Annotated in this window: 18 protein-coding genes; 13 read left to right on the top strand and 5 right to left on the bottom strand. The window is 47.0% G+C overall.

From position 1 onward, the window contains the following. The first annotated feature begins 26 nt into the window (after window positions 1-26). The 9 genes from QJS83_RS15765 (at window position 27) to QJS83_RS15725 (ending at window position 11580) form a co-directional block, all read left to right on the top strand. Entirely contained in the window at window positions 27-1490 is a 1464-nt protein-coding gene (locus tag QJS83_RS15765) for a cytochrome c biogenesis ResB family protein (RefSeq protein ID WP_284606289.1), read from the top strand. Window positions 1491-1492: 2 nt separating this feature from the next. Then, window positions 1493-3127: a cytochrome c biogenesis protein gene (locus tag QJS83_RS15760; protein WP_284606287.1), complete on the top strand. Its 1635-nt coding sequence runs from the start codon at window positions 1493-1495 to the stop codon at window positions 3125-3127. A gap of 200 nt (window positions 3128-3327) precedes the next feature. Further along, complete coding sequence (locus QJS83_RS15755) at window positions 3328-3867, top strand: cytochrome c3 family protein (protein ID WP_284606286.1); 540 nt, start codon at window positions 3328-3330, stop codon at window positions 3865-3867. Between the two features lie 17 nt (window positions 3868-3884). Next, window positions 3885-7019 (top strand): TAT-variant-translocated molybdopterin oxidoreductase, encoded by a 3135-nt coding sequence (locus QJS83_RS15750; protein WP_284606284.1) that lies wholly within the window; start codon window positions 3885-3887, stop codon window positions 7017-7019. After that, window positions 7016-8377, top strand: coding sequence for an NrfD/PsrC family molybdoenzyme membrane anchor subunit (gene nrfD / locus QJS83_RS15745; RefSeq protein ID WP_284606282.1), 1362 nt, complete (start codon window positions 7016-7018; stop codon window positions 8375-8377). The genes QJS83_RS15750 and nrfD overlap by 4 nt, the downstream gene beginning before the upstream one ends. Continuing rightward, window positions 8377-8898, top strand: a complete 522-nt coding sequence (locus QJS83_RS15740; protein WP_284606280.1) for a DUF3341 domain-containing protein — start codon at window positions 8377-8379, stop codon at window positions 8896-8898. The genes nrfD and QJS83_RS15740 overlap by 1 nt, the downstream gene beginning before the upstream one ends. Before the next feature lie 2 nt (window positions 8899-8900). Then, a complete protein-coding gene (locus QJS83_RS15735; protein WP_284606278.1) occupies window positions 8901-9479 on the top strand; it encodes a c-type cytochrome in 579 nt (192 codons plus the stop codon). A gap of 8 nt (window positions 9480-9487) precedes the next feature. After that, window positions 9488-10687: a molybdopterin oxidoreductase gene (locus QJS83_RS15730; RefSeq protein WP_284606276.1), complete on the top strand. Its 1200-nt coding sequence runs from the start codon at window positions 9488-9490 to the stop codon at window positions 10685-10687. A 365-nt stretch (window positions 10688-11052) separates the two neighbouring features. Continuing rightward, window positions 11053-11580: a hypothetical protein gene (locus QJS83_RS15725; RefSeq protein ID WP_284606274.1), complete on the top strand. Its 528-nt coding sequence runs from the start codon at window positions 11053-11055 to the stop codon at window positions 11578-11580. Between the two features lie 50 nt (window positions 11581-11630). Here QJS83_RS15725 and QJS83_RS15720 read toward each other — a convergent pair whose 3' ends face one another. Continuing rightward, window positions 11631-11966, bottom strand: a complete 336-nt coding sequence (locus tag QJS83_RS15720) for a hypothetical protein (protein ID WP_284606272.1) — start codon at window positions 11964-11966, stop codon at window positions 11631-11633. 329 nt (window positions 11967-12295) lie between these two features. Between QJS83_RS15720 and QJS83_RS15715 the strand changes: the two genes are divergently transcribed. The 4 genes from QJS83_RS15715 to dtd all read left to right on the top strand — a co-directional run bounded on the left by QJS83_RS15715 (window position 12296) and on the right by dtd (window position 16221). Next, on the top strand, window positions 12296-12823 hold the full coding sequence (locus tag QJS83_RS15715) for a PilZ domain-containing protein (protein WP_284606270.1): 528 nt from the start codon (window positions 12296-12298) through the stop codon (window positions 12821-12823). Window positions 12824-12929: 106 nt separating this feature from the next. Then, entirely contained in the window at window positions 12930-14897 is a 1968-nt protein-coding gene (gene thrS / locus QJS83_RS15710) for a threonine--tRNA ligase (protein ID WP_284606269.1), read from the top strand. Between the two features lie 96 nt (window positions 14898-14993). Further along, on the top strand, window positions 14994-15590 hold the full coding sequence (gene infC, locus QJS83_RS15705) for a translation initiation factor IF-3 (protein ID WP_284606267.1): 597 nt from the start codon (window positions 14994-14996) through the stop codon (window positions 15588-15590). 196 nt (window positions 15591-15786) lie between these two features. Then, window positions 15787-16221 (top strand): D-aminoacyl-tRNA deacylase, encoded by a 435-nt coding sequence (dtd, locus tag QJS83_RS15700; protein WP_284606265.1) that lies wholly within the window; start codon window positions 15787-15789, stop codon window positions 16219-16221. A 57-nt stretch (window positions 16222-16278) separates the two neighbouring features. Here dtd and QJS83_RS15695 read toward each other — a convergent pair whose 3' ends face one another. The 4 genes from QJS83_RS15695 to QJS83_RS15680 are packed head-to-tail and all read right to left on the bottom strand — an operon-like array spanning window position 16279 to window position 20310. Beyond that, the gene (locus tag QJS83_RS15695; RefSeq protein WP_284606264.1) at window positions 16279-17523 is read right to left on the bottom strand and encodes a vWA domain-containing protein; all 1245 of its coding nucleotides are present in this window, start codon (window positions 17521-17523) and stop codon (window positions 16279-16281) included. After that, window positions 17520-18554 carry a hypothetical protein gene (locus QJS83_RS15690; RefSeq protein WP_284606263.1) on the bottom strand — a complete coding sequence of 345 codons (1035 nt, stop codon included), beginning with the start codon at window positions 18552-18554 and terminating at the stop codon, window positions 17520-17522. The genes QJS83_RS15695 and QJS83_RS15690 overlap by 4 nt, the downstream gene beginning before the upstream one ends. Continuing rightward, window positions 18551-19300 carry an outer membrane beta-barrel domain-containing protein gene (locus QJS83_RS15685; protein ID WP_284606262.1) on the bottom strand — a complete coding sequence of 250 codons (750 nt, stop codon included), beginning with the start codon at window positions 19298-19300 and terminating at the stop codon, window positions 18551-18553. Before QJS83_RS15685 ends, QJS83_RS15690 begins: the two co-directional genes overlap by 4 nt. Then, entirely contained in the window at window positions 19297-20310 is a 1014-nt protein-coding gene (locus QJS83_RS15680; RefSeq protein WP_284606260.1) for a hypothetical protein, read from the bottom strand. Before QJS83_RS15680 ends, QJS83_RS15685 begins: the two co-directional genes overlap by 4 nt. Between the last annotated feature and the right edge of the window lie 7 nt (window positions 20311-20317).

The raw sequence follows: 20317 nt of genomic DNA, 5'->3' as shown, positions 1-20317 counted from the left end.
ATAGTCAGAAATTCTATCTTAAATTATTGATAGCTTTGAATATTTACTTTTTAGCTATCAACCAAGGATTTCGCTCATTGGATAAGCCAGGCGCGCCTAAAAAATCATTGTTCAGAAGACTTAATAAGCCGTTGGCTTCGGTAAAACTGGCGGTGTTCATTATCGTGGCGATGGCTGTGATTACAGCCGTTGGGACTTTTGTGGAAGCCCAATACGACGCCTATGCCGCACGCAAACTGGTTTACGATACGTGGTACATGTACATCATCATGGGGCTTCTTGTGATCAATCTGGTAGCCGTGATGCTCGATCGATGGCCTTGGAAAAAGCGCCACGTCGCTTTTGTGTCCGCTCATATCGGAATCATCGTTCTGCTGCTGGGCGCTTACATCACGATGAAACACGGTTTGGACGGCTCAATGCGCGTTGGAATCGGCGAGAGCAATAATTTCGTCCAAACTGCCGAGACAGATCTTGTCGTGTATACGTCTTTTGACGGAGACCGCTATTCAAAAACTTTCGAGCAAGAAGTGGATTTCTTTAAGAAGCCACCAACGGCGGAAAAACCTTACACAATTCCCGCTTATGACGGCGAGATTAAAATCGTCGAATACAAAAAGTACGTGACCCCTTCGAAAAAAGTGATTGCCGGTGAAGAGGGGAAAGCGGGCGCGGGTTTGCGTTTTCAATTGCAAAATCCGAACGTCAACGTGATTGAATGGCTCGTGCAAAGAAAGCCGAACACGACAGCTACGCATAATTTTGGTCCGGCGCAAATTCACTTGGGTGCCGCTCCGGAAAAGAGCCGTGGGCAGAATGAAATTTTCTTAACGCCAGAAAAAGGTTTTTTGCGCTACGTGGTTTTCCAAAAGGATCAGGAAAAGCCGTTGAAAAAAGGTGTCGTCAAAGAAGGCGATGTCTTTGATCCGGGCTTTAAAATGGCATTGCAGTTCCGCGTGCTTCGTTATCTTCCGGCAGCTGTGGAAGACTGGGATTTGCAAGATGCGGAACGTCCAACCCCTCTGACGACTTCAGCGGTTAAGATTATTTTTGATGGTAAAGAGAACTGGGTTTTGCTGAATGACATGGTCAAACTCTTTACTAATAATTCCGTTTATCTTTTGACCTACGGCAATCGTCGCATTGATATCGGCTTTCCTCTGAAGTTAAAAAATTTCCAAGTGAGCCGTTATCAAGGCACGATGCGCGCCATGGCGTACGAGAGTTTGGTCGAAGTGCCCGATCTAGGGGAACATTTGATTTCCATGAACGAGCCTTTGAAGTACAAAGGCCTGACAATTTATCAAGCGAGCTTCCAGGAAGAAAACGGGCAGCCGGTGGCGTCCATCTTCTCGGTCAATCATGATCCCGGTCGTTTTTTAAAATATTTGGGATCTTTGATCATCTCTTTGGGGATTATTTTGTTGATGTGGTTTAAGCACCTGGATTTCAAACTCGCGCGCCGCTCTGAAAAAGGAAACGGGGAGTAGTTATGAGAATATTATTTGTTATTTTATCGCTGCTAACAGGTTTGGCGGCATCTGCAAAACCTGGAGACGCTCTTAAATATCTTCCCGTTCAAGATGGCGGACGTATTAAACCTTACGACAGCTTTTCACGCGAAGTGCTGGAAATCGTCTATGGTAAAACAAAATACGAGGGCCGTGCTGCGACAGAAATTATCATGACGTGGATGTTGTCTCCACAAGCATGGACCGACAAAAAAATCTTTGAAGTGCGCAACCATCAAGTTTTGGAATCACTCAATCTGCCGAAAGACCAACGCTATTTTTCCGGCGAAGAACTTTTTGCGGGCGAACGTTTCAATCTTTTGCGCCAAGAGCTACAGGGGAAAAGAGAAACAAAAGAAAAACTCAATCCCTACTTCCAAGCGTTGCAGCGTCTTGAAAATCAGTTTTTCGTTTTCCAAGAAGTCGCTGCAGGCCGCATGCTGAAAGTGGTTCCGCCGAAAGAAGGCGACAACTGGATCGCCGTGGCGGATCTTGAGGGTGAAACGCAAGCGAAGTTCATGGACCTGACGAAAGCTTTCGTTACATACATTGGTGCGATGGCTGAGGGTAAGCCGACGACGGACGTCGGTGCCGAGTTGGATAAAGCTGTGGCTTCTTTTGAACAAAGCGCAGGGGCGAACAATCCGGCTCTCTATGAAGCCACGAAAAAAGTGGGCGCAGAGGTTCACTATAACAGCTTCCATCCCTTCCGTTGGGCGTATGTTTTTTATTTCCTCGCATTCCTTTCTCTTTTGCTCGTGTGGACGTTGAATAAAGAATCCATCATGAAAGTCGCGTGGGTTTTCTTGGCGATTGGTTTTGCCTTGAACACTTACGGCTTTGCTCTGCGTATGTATATTATGGAGCGTGCTCCGGTTTCGAATATGTACGAGACCGTGGTATGGGTTGCGTGGGGAACAGTGTTGTTTGCGGCGATATTGGAAATCATTTACAAGTTCCGTCTGATTTTGGTGGCGGGAACTTTGGTCGGTGCTTTCGGTCTTGTGATTGCCGACTTTGCTCCAGCAGTTCTTGATCCGACTCTGCAACCTTTAGAGCCGGTTCTGCGCAGCAACTACTGGCTGACGATTCACGTTATGACAATCACTATCAGTTACGCCGCCTTTTTCTTGGCGTTTGGTTTGGGTGATATCGGTTTGATTTATTATTTGCGCGGCGAAGAAAAACATCAGGACAAAATCAAAGCGATCGTCACAGGAATTTACCGTGCAATGCAAATCGGTGTCGCGTTCTTAGCTCCGGGAATTATTCTTGGCGGAATCTGGGCGGACTACTCTTGGGGCCGCTTCTGGGGCTGGGATCCAAAAGAGACGTGGGCTTTGATCGCGCTCCTTGGATATTTAGCGGTGTTGCATGCTCGCTACGCGGGCATGATCAAGCACTTTGGTATGGTGGTCACAGCCGTGGTCACATTCTCTTTGGTTATCATGGCTTGGTATGGTGTGAACTTCGTCCTTGGCGCGGGGCTTCATTCGTACGGCTTTGGAGCTGGTGGAGTTGAGTACGTGTCGGCTTTCGTAGCTGCGCACATTCTCTTCATCATCTACGTTGGTATTGTTAGACAAGGGAAAGCAAAGAAACAGGCGAAGACTTAGTTGCAGTTTTTCGTCGGAGCGAGAGCTGTGACGAATGCTTAGTATTTAAGCGTGACGATGCCGAGTGTCCCTCTTTTTCAATATGCTTGCAAAAAGAATATGGACAACTGGACTTTTCCACCATTAAATAAGAGCAAACTAAAATTAGGACAGCATTCGTTTGTCTTTGGCCCACAGTAGTGAGTTAGCGAAGGATGATTATGCATCGGGTATTCAAAAGAACAGCGGCGAGCGCATTGGCGTTTATGGGCGCGCTCATGGTTTCAACACTTCTCACGGGTTGTAAATTTCAACCTGGGTTTGGATATAATAAAGGATATGCTCCAGAGCAGCCAATTCCTTTTGACCACTCCCTGCACGTGGGAACTCACAAAATTCAGTGTCAGTACTGCCACAATCAAGTGGAAAGAACGAAACACTCGAATATTCCTGCACTTTCAACGTGCATGAACTGCCATCTTCAAGTGGCAACGGATAAGCCTTCTATTCAAAAATTGCGTGAAGCGTATGACGCCGGTGGATCTATTGAGTGGGTTCGCGTGCACATGCTTCCTGACTTTGTTCACTTCAATCACAGTGCCCACATCGCGAAAGGCGTGAACTGCCAAACTTGTCATGGTCAGGTTGAGACTATGAAAAAGGTTGAGCAATTCTCTGACTTGTCGATGGGTTGGTGTGTGAACTGTCACCGTCAGCCAGAAAACAAGGCTCCACTCAACTGTTCAACGTGTCACTACTAAGGATTTCGGAAGGTACCATGTCTGAAATGCATCATGATAATGAATTAGAAATGAAAAAAGCGCTTCGCCCTCAAATCGAGCGCGACAATAAATACTGGAAAAGCCTTGAGCAATGGAGCAATGATCCTGAGTTCGCAAAAATGGCTGAAACAGAATTCCAATCTTCTCCACTTCGCGAAGGCGACGATGAAGGCGGTTGGGCTCGTCGTGAATTCTTGAAATTGATGGGTGCTTCTTTGGCGATGGCGACTGCGGGTTGTATCCGCCGTCCTGTGCAAAAGATTGTTCCTTACAACAAGCAACCTGAAGAAGTGACTTTGGGTATGGCGAACTACTATTCCTCTGCGTACTTTGACGGTGCGGATGGAATCGGCGTTCTTATTAAAACTCGCGAGGGTCGTCCGGTAAAAATCGAAGCGAACCCTGGTCATCCATTCAGCATCAGCGGTTTGAGCATTCGTTCTCAAGCTTCTTTGTTGAACATGTATGATCCTGAAAGAATTCAAGGTCCTAAACGCAACCTTTTCAACGAGAAGAAATCCAACAGTCAGGTGATTGACGTTAAGTGGGAAGATCTCGATAAAAAAGTTGTCGAGCAATTGAAAGGCGGCAACGTTGTCGTTTTGACGGGTGCTTTGGCATCTCCGGCAACTCGCGCTGTTGTTTCTGATTTCGCGCAAGCTTTCAAAGCAAAACACGTCGTGTGGGAAGCTCTTGCGAACGACGACGTTCGTGAAGGTCAAAAAGCTTCTTACGGTGATGACGTCGTTCCTGCTTATCGTTTCGATAAAGCAAAAATGATCGTGTCTGTGGACGCGGACTTCTTGGGAACTTGGATCTCGCCAACGGCATTCACGAACCAATTCGTGAACGGCCGTAAAGATATCAAAAATATGAACCGCATGGTGTCTTTCGACTCCACGTACTCTTTGACGGGTGCGAATGCGGATATCCGTTTCAAAATCAAACCGTCTCAGCAATTGGATGTTGTGATGGGTCTTCTTCACGAAATCATCGTGAAAAAAGGCGCGTCTTCTTACGCCGGCAATGCTTCTGTGAAGGCGGCATTGGCGCCATTTGCAGACACAGCGAAAAAGTTGGGCTTCGATGCAGACTTGTTTGCGAAAGTCGCTGCGGATCTTTTGGCTAACAAAGGTGAATCCCTTGTTGTAGCTGGTGGTATCCAAACTCAAACTGAGAAATCAAAAGAGCTTCAAGTTGCAGTGAACTTCTTGAACTCTGTTCTAGAGAACGATGGCAAAACGATCGACTCTAAAGGCGGCAATGCAGCGTTGAAAGGCTCTTACGCTGACATGGCAGCTCTTATTAAAGACATGAAAGACGGCAAAGTTCAGACTTTGATCGTTCACCGTGTAAATCCGGCGTTTGTATTGCCTGCTGAAATGGGCTTTGCAGAGGCAGCGAAAAACGTGAAGATGATGATCTACACGGGCGACCGTATCGATGAGACGGGCGTCTTCGCGGATTACATCACTCCAGACAACCACGCGTTGGAATCTTGGAATGATGCTGAGTTGGCTAACGGCGTTTACAGCATCTGCCAGCCGGCGATCCGTCCTATGTATGACACACGTTCTTTCCAACTTTCTTTGATGACATGGGCTTACTTGGCTAACCAAGGACCTGCACGTCTTAGAGATTACGAAACATTCTATGACTACTTGAGAGTGTTCTGGAAATCAGACATTTATCCAAAAGTAGGTAAGGGCAAAGACTTCGAAGATTTCTGGCAGGAAACTTTGCAAAAAGGTTTTGCTGGCTCTTTGAATACAGGCTCTTCAGCGCGTGGCTTTAAAGTCGATGCTTTCACATCTATCAAGCCAGCGGCGGCAGCTACAGGTATGGAACTTGTTCTTTACCCAACGTCACAAATGGGCGATGGCTCGTTGGCGAACGTAGCTTGGTTGCATGAGCTTCCAGATCCTGTAACAAAAATCGTTTGGGATAACTACGTCAGTGTTTCTTTGGCGACAGCTGAAAAGCACAACCTGAAAGAAGCGTCTGTGGTTGAAATCACAGTCGGCGACAAGAAAATCGAATTGCCAGTTCATATCCAACCAGGTCTTCACGATGAAGTGATGACGGTGGCTGTAGGTTACGGACGTACTCGTGCGGGTAAAGTCGGTAACGGCATCGGTAAAAATGCGTTTGCATTGGCTGCGATGAAAAACGGCGGCATGGTTTTCTCTGGCCAAAAAGTAGAATTCAAAAAATTAGCTAAGAAGTATCAACTTGCTTGTACTCAAGGTCACCACTCTATGGAAGGCCGTAACATCGTTGCGGAAGCGACTTTGAAAGACTACAACAAGAAAAAAGATGCGGGCATCCACAGACATCATACTTGGAGCATTTGGTCTGGCCACGAATACAGCGGTCACAAATGGGGTATGGCTGTTGACCTTCACACTTGTACAGGCTGTTCTTCTTGCGTGGTTGCATGTCAATCCGAGAACAACATTCCTGTCGTTGGTAAACAGTACGTGATCGAAGGCCGTGAAATGCACTGGCTTCGTATCGATCGTTACTACACAGGCAATCCTGCAGACGCAGAAGCGGTTTTCCAACCGGTTATGTGTCAACACTGTGACAACGCTCCTTGTGAAACGGTTTGTCCGGTTCTTGCGACTGTTCACTCTGATGAAGGTCTCAATGACATGGTTTACAACCGTTGTGTGGGAACTCGTTACTGCGCGAATAACTGTCCGTACAAAGTACGTCGTTTCAACTGGTTCAATTACGCAAAACTTATCGAGAAACCATTGCACATGGCTCTCAACCCATCTGTGGGCGTTCGCACACGCGGGGTGATGGAGAAATGTACATTCTGCGTGCAAAGAATCCAGGATGCAAAAACAGTGGCTCGCAATGAAAAGCGCCAGTTGAAAGACGGAGACGTGAAGACAGCCTGCCAAACTGCATGTCCTGCAGGTGGTATCGTGTTCGGTGACTTGAATGATCCGAATTCAGAAGTGGCGAAGATCTTCAAGACAGAAGAACGTTCTTACGCTCTTCTAGAAGAATGGCATGCGAAACCTTCCGTTCGCTACCTTTCTAAGATCCGTAACAATGATAAAGAATCAACAGGTGATCACAAAGGTCACGGTACTGCAAAACAAGGTGAGCACTCATGATGAAGCGTAGCCCATTAGTCCTTGGTAATAAGACATTAAAAGATGTGACTGATGACATCTGTGCACCGGTGGAAAGATTCCCATCTAAAGGTTGGGTGGGATTGTTCCTTGGCGCGAAAACGTTGTTGTTGTTCTACATCGTAATCCTTGCCAGCGTCGTAGGTATCGGTATCGGTCTCCTCGGAGTGAATGCTCCGGTGTTCTGGGGTACGATGATCGTTACTTTCGTATTCTGGATCGGTATCGGTCACGCCGGTACATTGATCTCTGCGGTTCTATTTCTGTTCCGTCAGAAGTGGAGAACCTCGGTCGCACGTACTGCCGAAGCGATGACGGTCTTCGCCGTTATGACAGCCGGTTTGTTCCCGTTGCTCCACACAGGTCGTCCTTGGTTGGATTACTGGTTGTTCCCGTATCCGAATCAACGTGGACCATTGTGGGTGAACTTCCGTTCGCCTCTTCTTTGGGACGTTTTCGCCGTATCAACATACGCGACGGTTTCCATGGTGTTCTGGTACATCGGTTTGGTTCCTGACTTTGCAACTATCAAAGACCGTGCGAAGAACAAACTTCGTCGTACAGTTTACGGTGCATTGTCTTTGGGCTGGCGCGGGACTGCGAAGAACTGGTCACACTACGAAATGGTGTACTTGATCCTTGCGGGTCTTTCGACTCCACTCGTTCTTTCAGTACATACGATCGTATCGTTCGACTTCGCGGTTTCTAACTTGCCAGGTTGGCATACAACGATCTTCCCTCCATACTTCGTTGCCGGTGCGATCTTCTCCGGTTTCGCGATGGTTGTGACGCTGATGACTTTGGTGCGTATCGGTTTCCCTGAGTTCAAAAACTACGTCACTCTCGATCATATGGAAGTGATGAATAAAATCATCATGACAACAGGTATGCTCGTTGGTTACGCGTACGCTTCTGAGTTCTTCATTGCTTGGTACTCTGGCAACCAATACGAGCGTTTCGTATTCGTAAACCGTGCTTTCGGTCCTTACGGCTGGTCTTACTGGGCGATGGTAACATGTAACGTCATCATTCCGCAGTTGTTCTGGTTCAAGAAAATGCGTCGTTCGATCCCAGTGATGTTTGTTGTTTCTATTTTCGTAAACATCGGTATGTGGTTCGAGCGTTTCGTGATCACTGTGACTTCATTGCACAGAGATTTCTTGCCTTCAAGCTGGGGCATGTACGCTTGGTCATGGTTCGATACAGGGGTTCTTGTTGGATCCTTCGGTATGTTCCTGACATTGTTCTTGTTGTATCTACGTTTGTTCCCTGCGGTTTCGATCGCGGAAGTGAAGCCTGTACTCCATGTTGGCTACGATGATAAAGGAGGGCACCACTAATGGCTAAATATACAAAAGGTATCGCTGGTATCTGGGAAGAAGAACATTTGATCTTGAAAGCCGCTCGCAAAACTCGCGAAGCCGGCTTTACAAAGTTCGAAGCCATCTCTGCTTATCCTATCCATGGTATGGAAGAAGCTTGTGGTATTAAGAGATCTTGGATCCCTTACGTGACATTCGTTGCGGGGGTTGTTGGTTTGGCTGCCGGTCTTCTTTTGACTTGGTGGACTTCAGCAGTGAACTGGGCCGTGAACGTGGGTGGTAAGCCTTTCTTCTCTTTGCCTGCATTCATTCCAATCATGTTCGAATTGACGATCTTGTTGGCGGCTCTTTCTTCCGTAGGAGCTTTGTTCTATGCATGCGGTATTCCGCGCATTGACCCTCCAAGCATTGATCCTGATTTGAGCTCGCATAAATTTGCGATCTTCATCCCTCATAACGACAACGGTTATGATGAGTCTCGCATCGAAAAGATGTTTAAAGACATGGGCGCAACTGAAGTTAAGAAGACGGAGTACTAGAGATGAGAAGCGTCATTAATTTATCCGTAGGTATTGCGGCAGCGGGTTTGGCAGTCCTTGCATTGTCAAGCTGTGGCCCTCGCGGCAACAAACCGAATGTTGAAATCATCCAAGATATGATGGAGTCTCCGGCGATTAAAGCTCAGGAGTACGACGAGACGTCTCCTCACCACAGCGGTATGCGCGTTCCACCGGAAGGCACAGCCCCTGTAGGTTTTGAGCCGTACAGATATCCCACGGACATCGAGGGAGCTTCTAAGAATTTGAAGAACCCTTTGTCTGGTAAAATGGATCAAGAGACTTTGCTCGTGGGTCAAAAATACTACGAAACAAACTGCGCTGTTTGCCACGGTTTTAAAGGTGAAGGCGGCGTTGAAGGCAAGTCCACAGTTGCAGAAAAGATGGCTTTAAAGCCACCTGCAGTTGTGAGTGACAAAGTTAAAGGTTGGCCAGATGGACACCTTTACCATGTCATCACGATGGGACAAGGTGTGATGGGTCCTTACGCTTCTCACATCCCACAACAATATCGTTGGCAAGTTGTTAACTACATTCGCTTCCTCGAGAAGCAAGCTAAGTAGGTTTGAAGATGGGCGAACATAATCACGTAAATCTACATGTTTCTAAATTTGAAGCCCCTGCAAAGCTAAAGACATTGAGCTTTGCTTTGATCGCGATCGGTCTTTTGACTTTCGTTGTGGGTTTGATGAAAAACCAAGAAAGACTTTGGACTTCGTACCTTGTGGCTTTCTTCTTTTTTGCAGCGATGGCGGTCAGCGGTCTTTTCTGGATCGCTATCAATAACGTGGCAAAAGCAGGTTGGTCTGTGACGATCCGTCGTTATGCTGAAGCGACAACATCTTTCATTCCAGCGATTTTGGTGGGTGGTTTGTTGTTGTTGGTTGGCTTCAAGTATCTCTACCCGTGGGCGAACCCTGAAGTTGTCGCAAACAACCCGGTGATCGCAGCGAAAACAGCTTATTTGAACTCCGGCTTCTTCGTCGTACGTCTTTTCGTATTCGCAGTGGGCTGCATGATCTTCAGATGGGTGATGGTTGGAAACTCGTTGAAACAAGATCAAACGGGTGACGCAAACTTGACGAACAAGAACGTGTCTCCGGCAGTCGGCTTTATCGTCTTCTTCGCGTTGGCGTTCTCGTTCTTCAGCGTGGACTTGTTGATGTCTTTGTTGCCAACTTGGTACTCAACAATCTTCGGTGTTTATACATTCTCTGGTATGTTCCAAGCGGGCATGGCTTTCTTGGCGATCGTGATCGTGTTGATGAGACGCGGTGGCTTTGTAAAAGGCTACGTGACTGAAGAGCACCAACATGACGTTGTGAAATACCTTAAAGGTTTCTCTATTTTCTGGGCTTACATTGCGTTCTCTCAATTCATGTTGATCTGGTACGCTAACTTACCGGAAGAAACAGAGTACTACATCATGAGATCTCAAGGCGGATGGATGGGCATCTCTATGGCTCTTCTTATCTTCCGCTTCGTGGTTCCTTTCTTGGCACTTCTTCCACGTGGTGCGAAGAGAAACGACAACCACGTTCTTTTGGTGTCAGCATTAGTTTTGGTTATGCAGTATGTGGATATTTACTGGATGGTTTATCCAAACTTCTTTGACGGCCACGTTACATTCGGCTTCTGGGAGATCGGTATCTTTGCTGGTTTCGCTGGAATCTTCTTGCTTACAGTTATGAACTTCTGGAGCAAGTACAGCTTGGTGCCTTTGAAAGACCCTCGTATTCACGAGGCTATCAATCACCACGTTGCTTACTAATACGAGGGACGGGGTTTGCTGGCTGACTTAGCTGCTGCTGGCAAACGCTCAAACAGTCCTCGCGCCAAGGGAGCTCTTTGTAGCTCCCTTTTCTTTTTTCTTAGTCTTCTGATTGCTGTTATGTTCTTTCGGGCGCTGCGGAACTCGGTTTGCCAGCAGCAGCTAAGCCAGCCAGCAAACCCCTTCGTAATAGCAAGCGATGTTTTGTTGATAGTCTTTTCATTGGCTATTTGGCTTTTAAGCAGATGCGCTTGCGCGCGGATGTTTGTGTCGGATTTTTTATGGTTTTGTATTTTTAGCGTGCAATCAGCTAAACGTTGAGGCTTTTATCAGGCCTCGCGAGCATAGAGATCGGAGGGTTCTCTATGCGTTTTGTGATCTCGGTATTTCTTCTTTTAGCCGTCCTTATTTCTATTGAAAGTATCGCTGCGGTTCCACAGAAAAAAGTGCAAGAGCTTGCGGCTTCTTATTTAGCGCAACAGGATTTGTGGACTGTCATTCGAGCCTCCGCGCCGCCTCGACCGCGACCCTTGCCGGATCCTCCGCCCTCGGGACCCCATGATCCTCCGCATTGTCCGCCGGATGGAGGCGGGGTGAATACCGGGTGTATTGAGGCTGTGTGCGAACGCATGAGTCGGTTTGAATGCGATGATAAGCAGGACATGATGGAAGTGGCGCGGGAGTGTCGCAATGTCAGCGGCCATTGCGTGCGTAGTATCTGTGACCGAGTGTCGCGCTTTGCCTGCGATGAAAAGTACGAGACCTTTCAGGTGACTGAAATGTGTCGCGGTCTATTTGATCCTTCTTGTATCGAATATGTGTGCTCGCGGATCTCGCGCTTTGATTGTGATGAACTGAGCGAAATTAAAGAGATTGCCCGTCAGTGCCGCTAATCAACGCGGCAAAAGGTCGAGGGGCTTTGTGGCCAAAGCCCCCAATGGAATTATTCAGTCACTTTATCTTTGGTGTCTTTGGCTTTGTTTTTAACGGCCTCGCCACCTTCTTCGGCTCGGTTGGCGGCTTTTTTCGCCGCACATTCTAGATCGCCTTCCATACACACAGCTTCTTCCACTCTATGGGCGCCTTTTTTGGCTGTGGCCTTGGTTTTTCTGCCAGCTTTTTTGGCGGCGTCAGACACATTGTCGCCAGCCTCCTTAGCTTTCGATTTCGTGTTTTCCCAAGTCTGGTTGGCCTTGTCTCCCGTGCTGGTTGTGTCGTCTGCAGAGGAGTGGGGGCCGAATGCAAAAACGAGAGCGAAAGTAACTATAAGCGCTTTCATATTTTCTCCTTTGTTGCTTTATGCCCTTATGCTGAATTGTATTTAGAACCTCGTAAATCAGTAATTTAGCAATGTTGTTTAAAGCTTTTTATACGCATGTCCACAGGCTAGACGGCGAAACCTGTTTATAAGCAAGGTTACGCTTGGGCTTCAGCTTTGCAATACAACACCTTATGCAGAGAAAGCCCTTTAAGGACCTTATATATCTCAATTCGAGTCAGTCCCCATGGCCGTTCGATCTTCAACGTATGAACGGAGTCCGTTGGCTCGAGGCTGAGAACACAGAACACTTAAAGTCTTTCTTAACATCTCAACAAGGAGAGGCCTTCGTGGTAGTGCGCGCAGATTTTATCAGTCGTCGAACGGTTCAAGCATTTCTTGGATGGGCTAAGGTGCACGCCAACACATGCTTTATATTTATCGCGCAAACCATTGAAAGTGCTGCGTATCAACTCTCTTTAAGTTCTGCAAAGGTGCTGTTTTTCCATGAGTCGGAAGGCGAGCGTATAGGTTCTCTTTTGGCTCGCCGCATTCAAGGAGAGACGGTGCGCAGCCGTCGCCAAGAGCGCATGGCGGTGCAATCCCAGGTTATGCTGAAAAAGTCCGTTATGACCAAAGATTCTCCCACCGGTGCCGGAGTCCAGTTCCTGCGCGAAGGACATATGAAAGACTTCTCGCAAGGGGGCGCTCAGATCTCTTTAGGGCAAGGGGGCGTGCGCGTGCGTGATTTTATCAGTCTCATGTACCAAAACCGCCACGGCCAATGGGTGTCGGTAGAGTCCCAAGTCCGCTGGGTCGTCTCGACCTCTTTGGGAGAGCAGATTATAGGTGTGCAATTTCTTGCTGTGAGTGCTTGACCCCTCAAGCTGTGCGGATTACTACTAATGTGATGCAAATGCACAGTTTCTCATCATTTTTTCTAACCACAGCTTTGGGTCGCTCCGTAGCGGCCACACTATCATAATGTCACAAGTTACAATTATTTTGCCGGATAACTCTACGAAGGTTTTCGACCATGAACCGACGGCTCTTGAGGTGGCTCAAGCCATCGGACCGCGTTTGGCGAAAGAAACCCTCGGCGTAAAAATCAACAACTCCAACGAGATCTCTGATTTCCGTACACCTCTCCAAGATCAGACTCGTATCGCCCTTGTTACGACCAAAAGCCCTGAATCCGTGGAAGTGATCCGTCACTCTTGCGCACACATCATGGCTCAAGCCGTTCAAGAGCTTTGGCCTGAGGTGAAAGTCACCATCGGTCCCGTGATCGACAATGGCTTCTATTACGACTTCGATTCTCCGTTTACTTTTACGGAAGAGCATTTTGAGAAGATCGAAAAGAAAATGTCTGAGATCGTCGCGAAAGATCTTCCGATCACGCGCGAGAACTGGCCGATTGCCAAAGCCATCGAAACTTTCAAAAAAATGGGCGAGCGCTTTAAAGTCGAGTTGATCGAAGACTTGGCAGCGAAGGGTGAAACTGTTGTGGGTATCTACCATAATGGTGACGCTTGGTTTGACCTTTGCCGTGGACCGCATATTCAAAGCACGGGACAAATCAAAGCTTTCAAACTTCTTTCCGTAGCGGGGGCTTACTGGCGCGGCGACGAAAAGAATGCGCAATTGCAACGCGTGTACGCGACAGCTTTCGGCGATAAAAAAGAGCTCGAGCAATATCTTCACAATATCGAGGAAGCGAAGAAACGCGACCACCGTAAACTGGGTAAAGAGCTAGGCCTTTTCCATTTCCACGAGTGGGCTCCAGGTTCTCCGTTCTTCACAGGGAAGGGTGCGGTCGTTTACACAGAACTGCAAACTTACTTGCGCGAGCTTTATTTCGAAACGGGTTATCAGGAAGTCATCACTCCGCAAATTTTTGATGTGAACTTGTTCCATACGTCAGGACATTATCAAAATTATAAAGAGAACATGTTCTTCACGAAAGTGGACGAGCGTGACTTTGCTTCCAAACCGATGAACTGTCCTTCGCACTGTTTGCTTTTCAACTCTGAAAAGTACTCTTACCGTGATCTGCCAATCAAAATGGCGGACTTTGGACGTTTGCACCGCTTTGAGAAATCCGGCGCCATGCATGGTTTGACTCGTGTTCGTACATTCTGCCAGGACGACGCGCACATCTTCTGCCGCATGGATCAATTGCAGGATGAAATCGCGAAGTTCATGCACTTGCTCAATCGTGTTTACGACAAGCTCGGTATGAACAACTACAAAATCTACCTTTCCACTCGTCCAGACAATCGTATGGGCAGTGAAGAGTATTGGGATATGGCAGAGGGAGCTTTGGCGGAAGCTTTAAGAACTCTGGATTTGCCATTCACAATCAATCCAGGCGACGGGGCTTTCTATGGTCCGAAGCTGGATATTATGTTCGTGGATGCTTTGAATCGTCCTTGGCAGTTGGGAACACTTCAAGTGGACCCGAATCTTCCAGAGGCGTTTAATTTGAAATATACGGGCGAAGATAACAAAGAACACCGTCCGATCATGCTTCACCGTGCGATCTTGGGTTCTTTGGAACGTTTTATCGGCGTTTATATCGAGCATACGGCGGGACATTTGCCGCCATGGTTGTGCCCAACTCAAGTGGCTATCTTGAACGTCACGGACCGTGTAAACACATTCTGTGAAGATGTCATGAAACTTCTTAAAGAGCGTAAAGTTCGTGTTGAATTTGACCGCCGTAATGAGAAGCTTAATTACAAGATCCGCGAAGCACAGCTTCAGAAGGTTCCTTACATGATTATCGTGGGGGACAAGGAAGCAGAGACGAAGACAGTGTCTTTGCGTCTGCGTGACGGCTCTGAGCACAAGGGGCTCACCGTGGATCAAGTGATGAATACGATTGTAGAAGATATTAAAACAAGAAAGTTGCAGTCTTCACTTGCGAAGTCCGCAACGAATAATGAATAACTGAAACTTTGGAGGTTTCCCATTAGCAAGTTCGAAGGTAATTTTAGAGGCGGCGGCCGTTTTGACCGTGACCGTAAGAAAGACTCTAAAGACTCATTGAGAGTAAACCGCGAGATCCGCGCTCAACAGATCCGTGTTATCGATGACGAAGGTAACATGTTGGGTGTGATGACAGTTCCAGAGGCGTTACGTATTGCTGAAGATAGAGGCCTCGATCTTCTTGAGATTGCTCCGACAGCGACTCCTCCTACTTGTAAAATCATGGATTACGGCAAGTGGAAGTATGAGAATAAAAAGAAAGCTACGGCGGCTCGTAAAAAACAAACTGTTGTAACGATCAAAGAAATTCAAATGCGTCCGCGCACGGATCAACATGATTTCGAGACAAAGATGAATCACGCGCGTCGTTTCCTTTTGGAAGGCGACAAAGTGAAAGTCAGCTTGAGATTCATGGGTCGTGAAATGGCCCACCAAGAGTTGGGTATGGAAGTGATGCAAAAAGCGATCGCTTTCGTGAACGACTTGGCGCTTGTCGAAGCTCAGCCGAAAATGGAAGGGAAGCAGATGTTCTTGATGATCGCTCCAGATCCTCTCAAGATCAAAGAATACCAAAAGCTTCATCCAAACAAGTCTAAGCAAGACACAAAACAACTCGACGAACTCAAAGACCTCGAGGAAGAAGAAGAAGAATAAAAAAAAAGGGAGCCCCAAAAAGCTCCCTTTCAAAGGTGCCTGCTTCTTTTTTCTGGCAATATCGCGTCAATCTTCCGAAATACGAAGCCATTTTCCAAAAATCGAATCCCTCTGGTCCCAAACCAACCGCGCTCTCAAAAAGTACCCGGTGATTTTTTACGTCTACATCGCGCCGACTTTATGACATGATTTTCTTATGAAAGCCGTTGTTCAAAGAGTTCAAAATGCATTTGTTGTTGTTGAGGGGAAAGAAATTTCCTCGATTCAAAAAGGGTTCCTGACGCTTTTAGGAGTGGCTAAAGGTGATACCGAAGAACAACTGCAAAAAATGATTTCCAAAATTTTGGCGCTGCGGATTTTTCCTGATGAAAATGGCAAAATGAATCTCTCGCTTAAAGACGTAGGCGGGGAGCATCTGTTGGTTTCTCAGTTCACTCTTTTGGGAGATGCCTCGAAGGGAAATCGGCCTAGCTTTATCGGCGCGGAAGAGCCGGCCAAGGCGGAGCTTATGTATAATAAAGCGTTGGAGTTGAGCGCCGCCCAGGTTCCCACATTTGGCGGTGTCTTTGGCGCTGATATGAAAGTCAGTCTGCTCAACGATGGGCCCGTCACTTTAATCATAGAAGTTTAATATATAAAAAAGGGAAGCCGAGGCTTCCCTTAATCAAAAACGTCCTGTGAGTTTAAATTACTGTTTCAAAGTCAAAGGAACCAGGTCCACAGAAAAACGCGCGCCTTCAACGTATTCATAGTTGATGTCGCCGGAAAGATGGATGGAGTTGTCTTCAGGATTGTACAACCATCCGCCTTTCGCTCTTTGCGGGATCACTTGTTTTCCGTAACGAACACGAACCATCAACTGACCGTTTTGCACGCGAGGACGTTGGCTTAAGAAAATATCTTTTTCCAAAGTCTTTACAGTGATGTCAGAACCGATCTTCGCCAAATCTTCCCCGAACTTAGGGCTCACGATACTCATGATGTGTTTCGCGCGAATTTGATCGGGCGTGCCTTCATTTTGGTTGGCCGCGACGATGAACTTTTCTAAACGCTCGGGACCGAACCCTGTACAAGTGCCGTTGTTCTTCGGAGTCTTTTGCGACATATCGAAGCACTCGGGATGATACTTAGGGTGAACTTTCAAATCCCAGTCTTTGTAAGTGTCAGGATCTTGTGGACGTACAAGCACACCGTAAGCAGACACCTTCTCGGCGCGACCGCCTTTAAAAGCGATCAGCTTTTGCGCCATTTCTTCAGGAGTAATGCTTTTTGAAGAGTCATCGGCATCCGTCAAAAGAACGACAACAAGCTGGGCGTCAGGACGGAAGAAGTCTTCATTTGTAGCGCCACGGCCGGTCTTTTCCAGAGCCGCCGCAAGAGGAGAAAACATTTCTTCGAACTCGGGACCGCCTTGAGCATAAGGCGTTACACCGATATGCAAGGACGCCGCGATCAACGCAGGATTTTGATCTCTTTTAGCAACAAAACGACGCGTTGTCGAAGTTTGGCCTTTGGTATTTTTGATCAAACGAAGATCACCCATTTGGTATTGATCTTTTTTGGTTTGCGTATAGCGATCAGAGCTGTCCCAAACAGAAATCACACCGATATGATAGTCAATCATACGGTTTTTCAAAATACCCGCAGTGAACTTGTCGATGTTACGGATCAAATTCTCTTGCGCGGATTTCATACTGTCAGAGTTATCCGTTACAAACAAAATATCCACTTGGGGATTGAACTCAAGCTGGCTTTGACCGCCGTCTTCAGTGATCCACTCGAAAGTTTGCGGAGCTGTTTTTTCATACTGGGGAATGACAACTTCCGGCTGTATCAAAGGTTTTTCCGCACGCAGAGTCGCGGACTCAGGACTGCACGCTGAAACAAGCATATAAGCCGTTACGTAAATTGCGACGATGATGACGTTTCTCACATCTTCCTCCTGATCCCTTTAGCGCATGCTTTCGATGCCACTTCGAACTTATCAAGTTCGTCGATCCAAGGTCTGCCATCATCCATAAAGACCAATTTGTCGTCCTGAACGTCTTTAAATTTATTTTCGTTGTACAAAGCCTCTGCCATGTTCATGTCAGTGTGAACACGTTGGATGGCTTCAACTTCGACAAGATTCAACTTTTGAATGATCACGAAGTTTTCGTTCGTTTCTTCCTGAGCCAATTCCTGCACACGTTTTTTGAGAGCGAGGAAAGCATCTGTATTAGCTTTCTCCAAAACATTTTTCAAACGTGGAGACTCCACTTGGTAAATCGCTTTTTCAGAAGCTTTAAAACGCAAAGCTTGCTTTTGAAACTCCACATCTTTGTAAATCAAAAGAGGCAGGCGTTGAACCGCGTCGCCCATATCATCCAAAGTCAAAGGGAACTGATCCGCTTTTTTAAGAACTTGTGTCAAAGCGTCGTTCCAGCCGGACTTCGCAAGTTTCTGAACTTCCATGATACGGTTCTTTTGTTTTTCTTTGAAAATCTGGTGAGTTTCAAAAACACCTTTGTAATCGCAAATCTTTAATTGAGTTAAAGACTGCAATAAGAAGGCTTCAGAATTAGAAATCTCTGCAAACTGTGGAGCCAACAAAGTCTTCGTTTGCGCCAAAGCTTTTTCGTAGTTTTCCTGACGGAAATACGCCCAGCCTTTTTCTTCTACAGCCGACAACCAGTAAGTGTTGCCCCGAGGAATTTCATTGTAAGAGGAAATCGCAGCATCGAACTGGCCTTTAGCAAAAAGCTGACGGGCTTTTCTTAAAGAAGATTTATTCTCGCAGTCGCTGCAAGATCCAAGTGCTTTCTTCTCGATATCCGAAGTAGAAAAGGCTTTGTTCGCAGTTGCAGAACGAGCCCAGTTTTTCGCCCAGTCCGCTGTCGAAACGCGGTCAGCGGCGATTGCTCGAGAGTTCAAGCCGCAGACAAGAAGCGCGATTGTGCTAAGAGCGAAAACTGACTTCATCATAAAATCCATCCAAGACCAAGAGAGCCAACAACAGTATCCAAAGAGCGGGAACCTGTTACGATTTGATCTTCATATTTTTGGTAGCGAACTTCCGCACGCGCAGAAAGATGTTTTGTCATCCACGCGCCGATACCCACGCCACCAGTCAAGATAGACGTGTTGCCGCTGGAAAGAGTGATGGAGCCGCCACCAGCAAGAAGGTAAATATCAAACTGCGTAACGCCCATGTCATAAAAGCTGGTTTTACCGTAAATAGGATACCAGTTCACAACAGCCATCGTCGCATTAAGTGGATAGTCGACATCTACGATATTCGCGCGGCCACCAGCATTGTAAGCGGCACGAGCTTCATCAAAAACACGCTGACCTTCACTTGTCAGGCTGCTACCGAAATCGTAATAACGAACGCCCAAAGACCAGCGGGGAGTGATGTGGTAATCCACAGCCACGCCCAAACTTTGTGTTTTCAAATAAGCATCGCCACCGAACGTGCTTCCGTAAGAAAGACCGAATTCCAGAGTATTGCGGCGGTCAACGATACGCTCTTGCACGATGCGCGAACGGCTTGTTGATTTCACTTTCTCTGCCATTTCCATCAATTCTTTATTGCCACCCAAAGAGTCGATGTCTTCAGAGGCATTGATTGTTTTTGCAGAAGTTCTGCTTTTCGCAGAAGCGGCTTGAGCTGAAACTGCGAAAAGAGAGCAAGCGAGAACAGCGACCGTCAAAAGATTCATTGTTTTCATTTTGCAACCTCCGGAGTGGTTACAGGTTGAGCGTAGCGGATTTTAACCTGAGTCAATGATTCAGGCGTCGAAAGACCGTAGGGGCTGTAAACTTTAAAGCTCAAACGAACGCGAGTCCCGTCAGCGCCAGCTAAAACAGTTCCGTCTTTTGCAAGCTGAGGTTGAACAGAAATGTTTTTCGTGTCGAAAACGCGTGTGAATTTCCATTTAGAGTCGCCAAGGTATTCAGCGTCTTTCTTAGTCGCATCAAGCATCACGTAACGAGCGCCATCCAATTCAAGAAAGCTATTACCCGCTGTGTAGCTGACAGCATCGTAGGAGACAACCAAAGTCGGTTTCACTGGCGTTTTGTCGTCGATGCCCGGTACTTTTACCGTGATCGTGAAAGGCACCAAAGTTCCTTCGTTCACTTCCTGAGTTAAACCTGCAACAGCCAATTCAGAAGGCACTTCCTGGTTGCGGAACAAGAACAAATTCACTTCTTTTTCACGCACAAGGCCTTTAAGTTTATCAGCTTCCGCTTGATTGTTCGCAGAAGTAACCTCCGCCGTGATTTTCACAGGGTAAGACTTCATCGCATAGTTTGCAGGGATAGAGTAAAGAGCCGGAGTCCAAGTCAAAAGATAAAGATCTTTTTCTTTTTGCGATCTTTCAAGGCGAGCGCCTTCAGGAAGACCTGCTGCCGTCAACTTTACTTCGATGCCAGGAACAAGAACGCGTGCGCGGATTTTAAACTGACTTGTTTGGCCTTCATTGAAAGTCATTTGTGGATCAGGAGTGATCACGATGAACTTTTCGTCGATCGTGGATTCTTCCTTTACAACAACAACTTCTTTTTCGACGATTTCGGTCTTAACAATCTCGCGAGCTTTGTCAGGACCTTGTTGAATCTGAACTTTCGCGTTTTCACGCATTTTTTGAAGCTCAGGAACCGGGTCCTTGCTGTATTCGCCACATCCTGCGAGGAGCGACAAAGCTAAAACGGGGATAAGAGTTTGGGTGTTTTTCATATTCACA

Source organism: Bdellovibrio sp. 22V, from assembly GCF_030169785.1.
GTDB lineage: Bacteria > Bdellovibrionota > Bdellovibrionia > Bdellovibrionales > Bdellovibrionaceae > Bdellovibrio.
The sequence above is the reverse complement of the archived record's forward strand: the minus strand, read 5'-3'. Positions and strand labels throughout refer to the sequence as shown.

Coding starts and splice junctions, on each gene's coding strand:
- QJS83_RS15760 (WP_284606287.1), top strand. CDS start 1,493: ATGAGAATATTATTTGTTATTTTATCGCTGCTAACAGGTTTGGCGGCA.
- QJS83_RS15755 (WP_284606286.1), top strand. CDS start 3,328: ATGCATCGGGTATTCAAAAGAACAGCGGCGAGCGCATTGGCGTTTATG.
- QJS83_RS15750 (WP_284606284.1), top strand. CDS start 3,885: ATGTCTGAAATGCATCATGATAATGAATTAGAAATGAAAAAAGCGCTT.
- nrfD (WP_284606282.1), top strand. CDS start 7,016: ATGATGAAGCGTAGCCCATTAGTCCTTGGTAATAAGACATTAAAAGAT.
- QJS83_RS15740 (WP_284606280.1), top strand. CDS start 8,377: ATGGCTAAATATACAAAAGGTATCGCTGGTATCTGGGAAGAAGAACAT.
- QJS83_RS15735 (WP_284606278.1), top strand. CDS start 8,901: ATGAGAAGCGTCATTAATTTATCCGTAGGTATTGCGGCAGCGGGTTTG.
- QJS83_RS15730 (WP_284606276.1), top strand. CDS start 9,488: ATGGGCGAACATAATCACGTAAATCTACATGTTTCTAAATTTGAAGCC.
- QJS83_RS15725 (WP_284606274.1), top strand. CDS start 11,053: ATGCGTTTTGTGATCTCGGTATTTCTTCTTTTAGCCGTCCTTATTTCT.
- QJS83_RS15720 (WP_284606272.1), bottom strand. CDS start 11,966: ATGAAAGCGCTTATAGTTACTTTCGCTCTCGTTTTTGCATTCGGCCCC.
- thrS (WP_284606269.1), top strand. CDS start 12,930: ATGTCACAAGTTACAATTATTTTGCCGGATAACTCTACGAAGGTTTTC.
- dtd (WP_284606265.1), top strand. CDS start 15,787: ATGAAAGCCGTTGTTCAAAGAGTTCAAAATGCATTTGTTGTTGTTGAG.
- QJS83_RS15690 (WP_284606263.1), bottom strand. CDS start 18,554: ATGATGAAGTCAGTTTTCGCTCTTAGCACAATCGCGCTTCTTGTCTGC.
- QJS83_RS15685 (WP_284606262.1), bottom strand. CDS start 19,300: ATGAAAACAATGAATCTTTTGACGGTCGCTGTTCTCGCTTGCTCTCTT.
- QJS83_RS15680 (WP_284606260.1), bottom strand. CDS start 20,310: ATGAAAAACACCCAAACTCTTATCCCCGTTTTAGCTTTGTCGCTCCTC.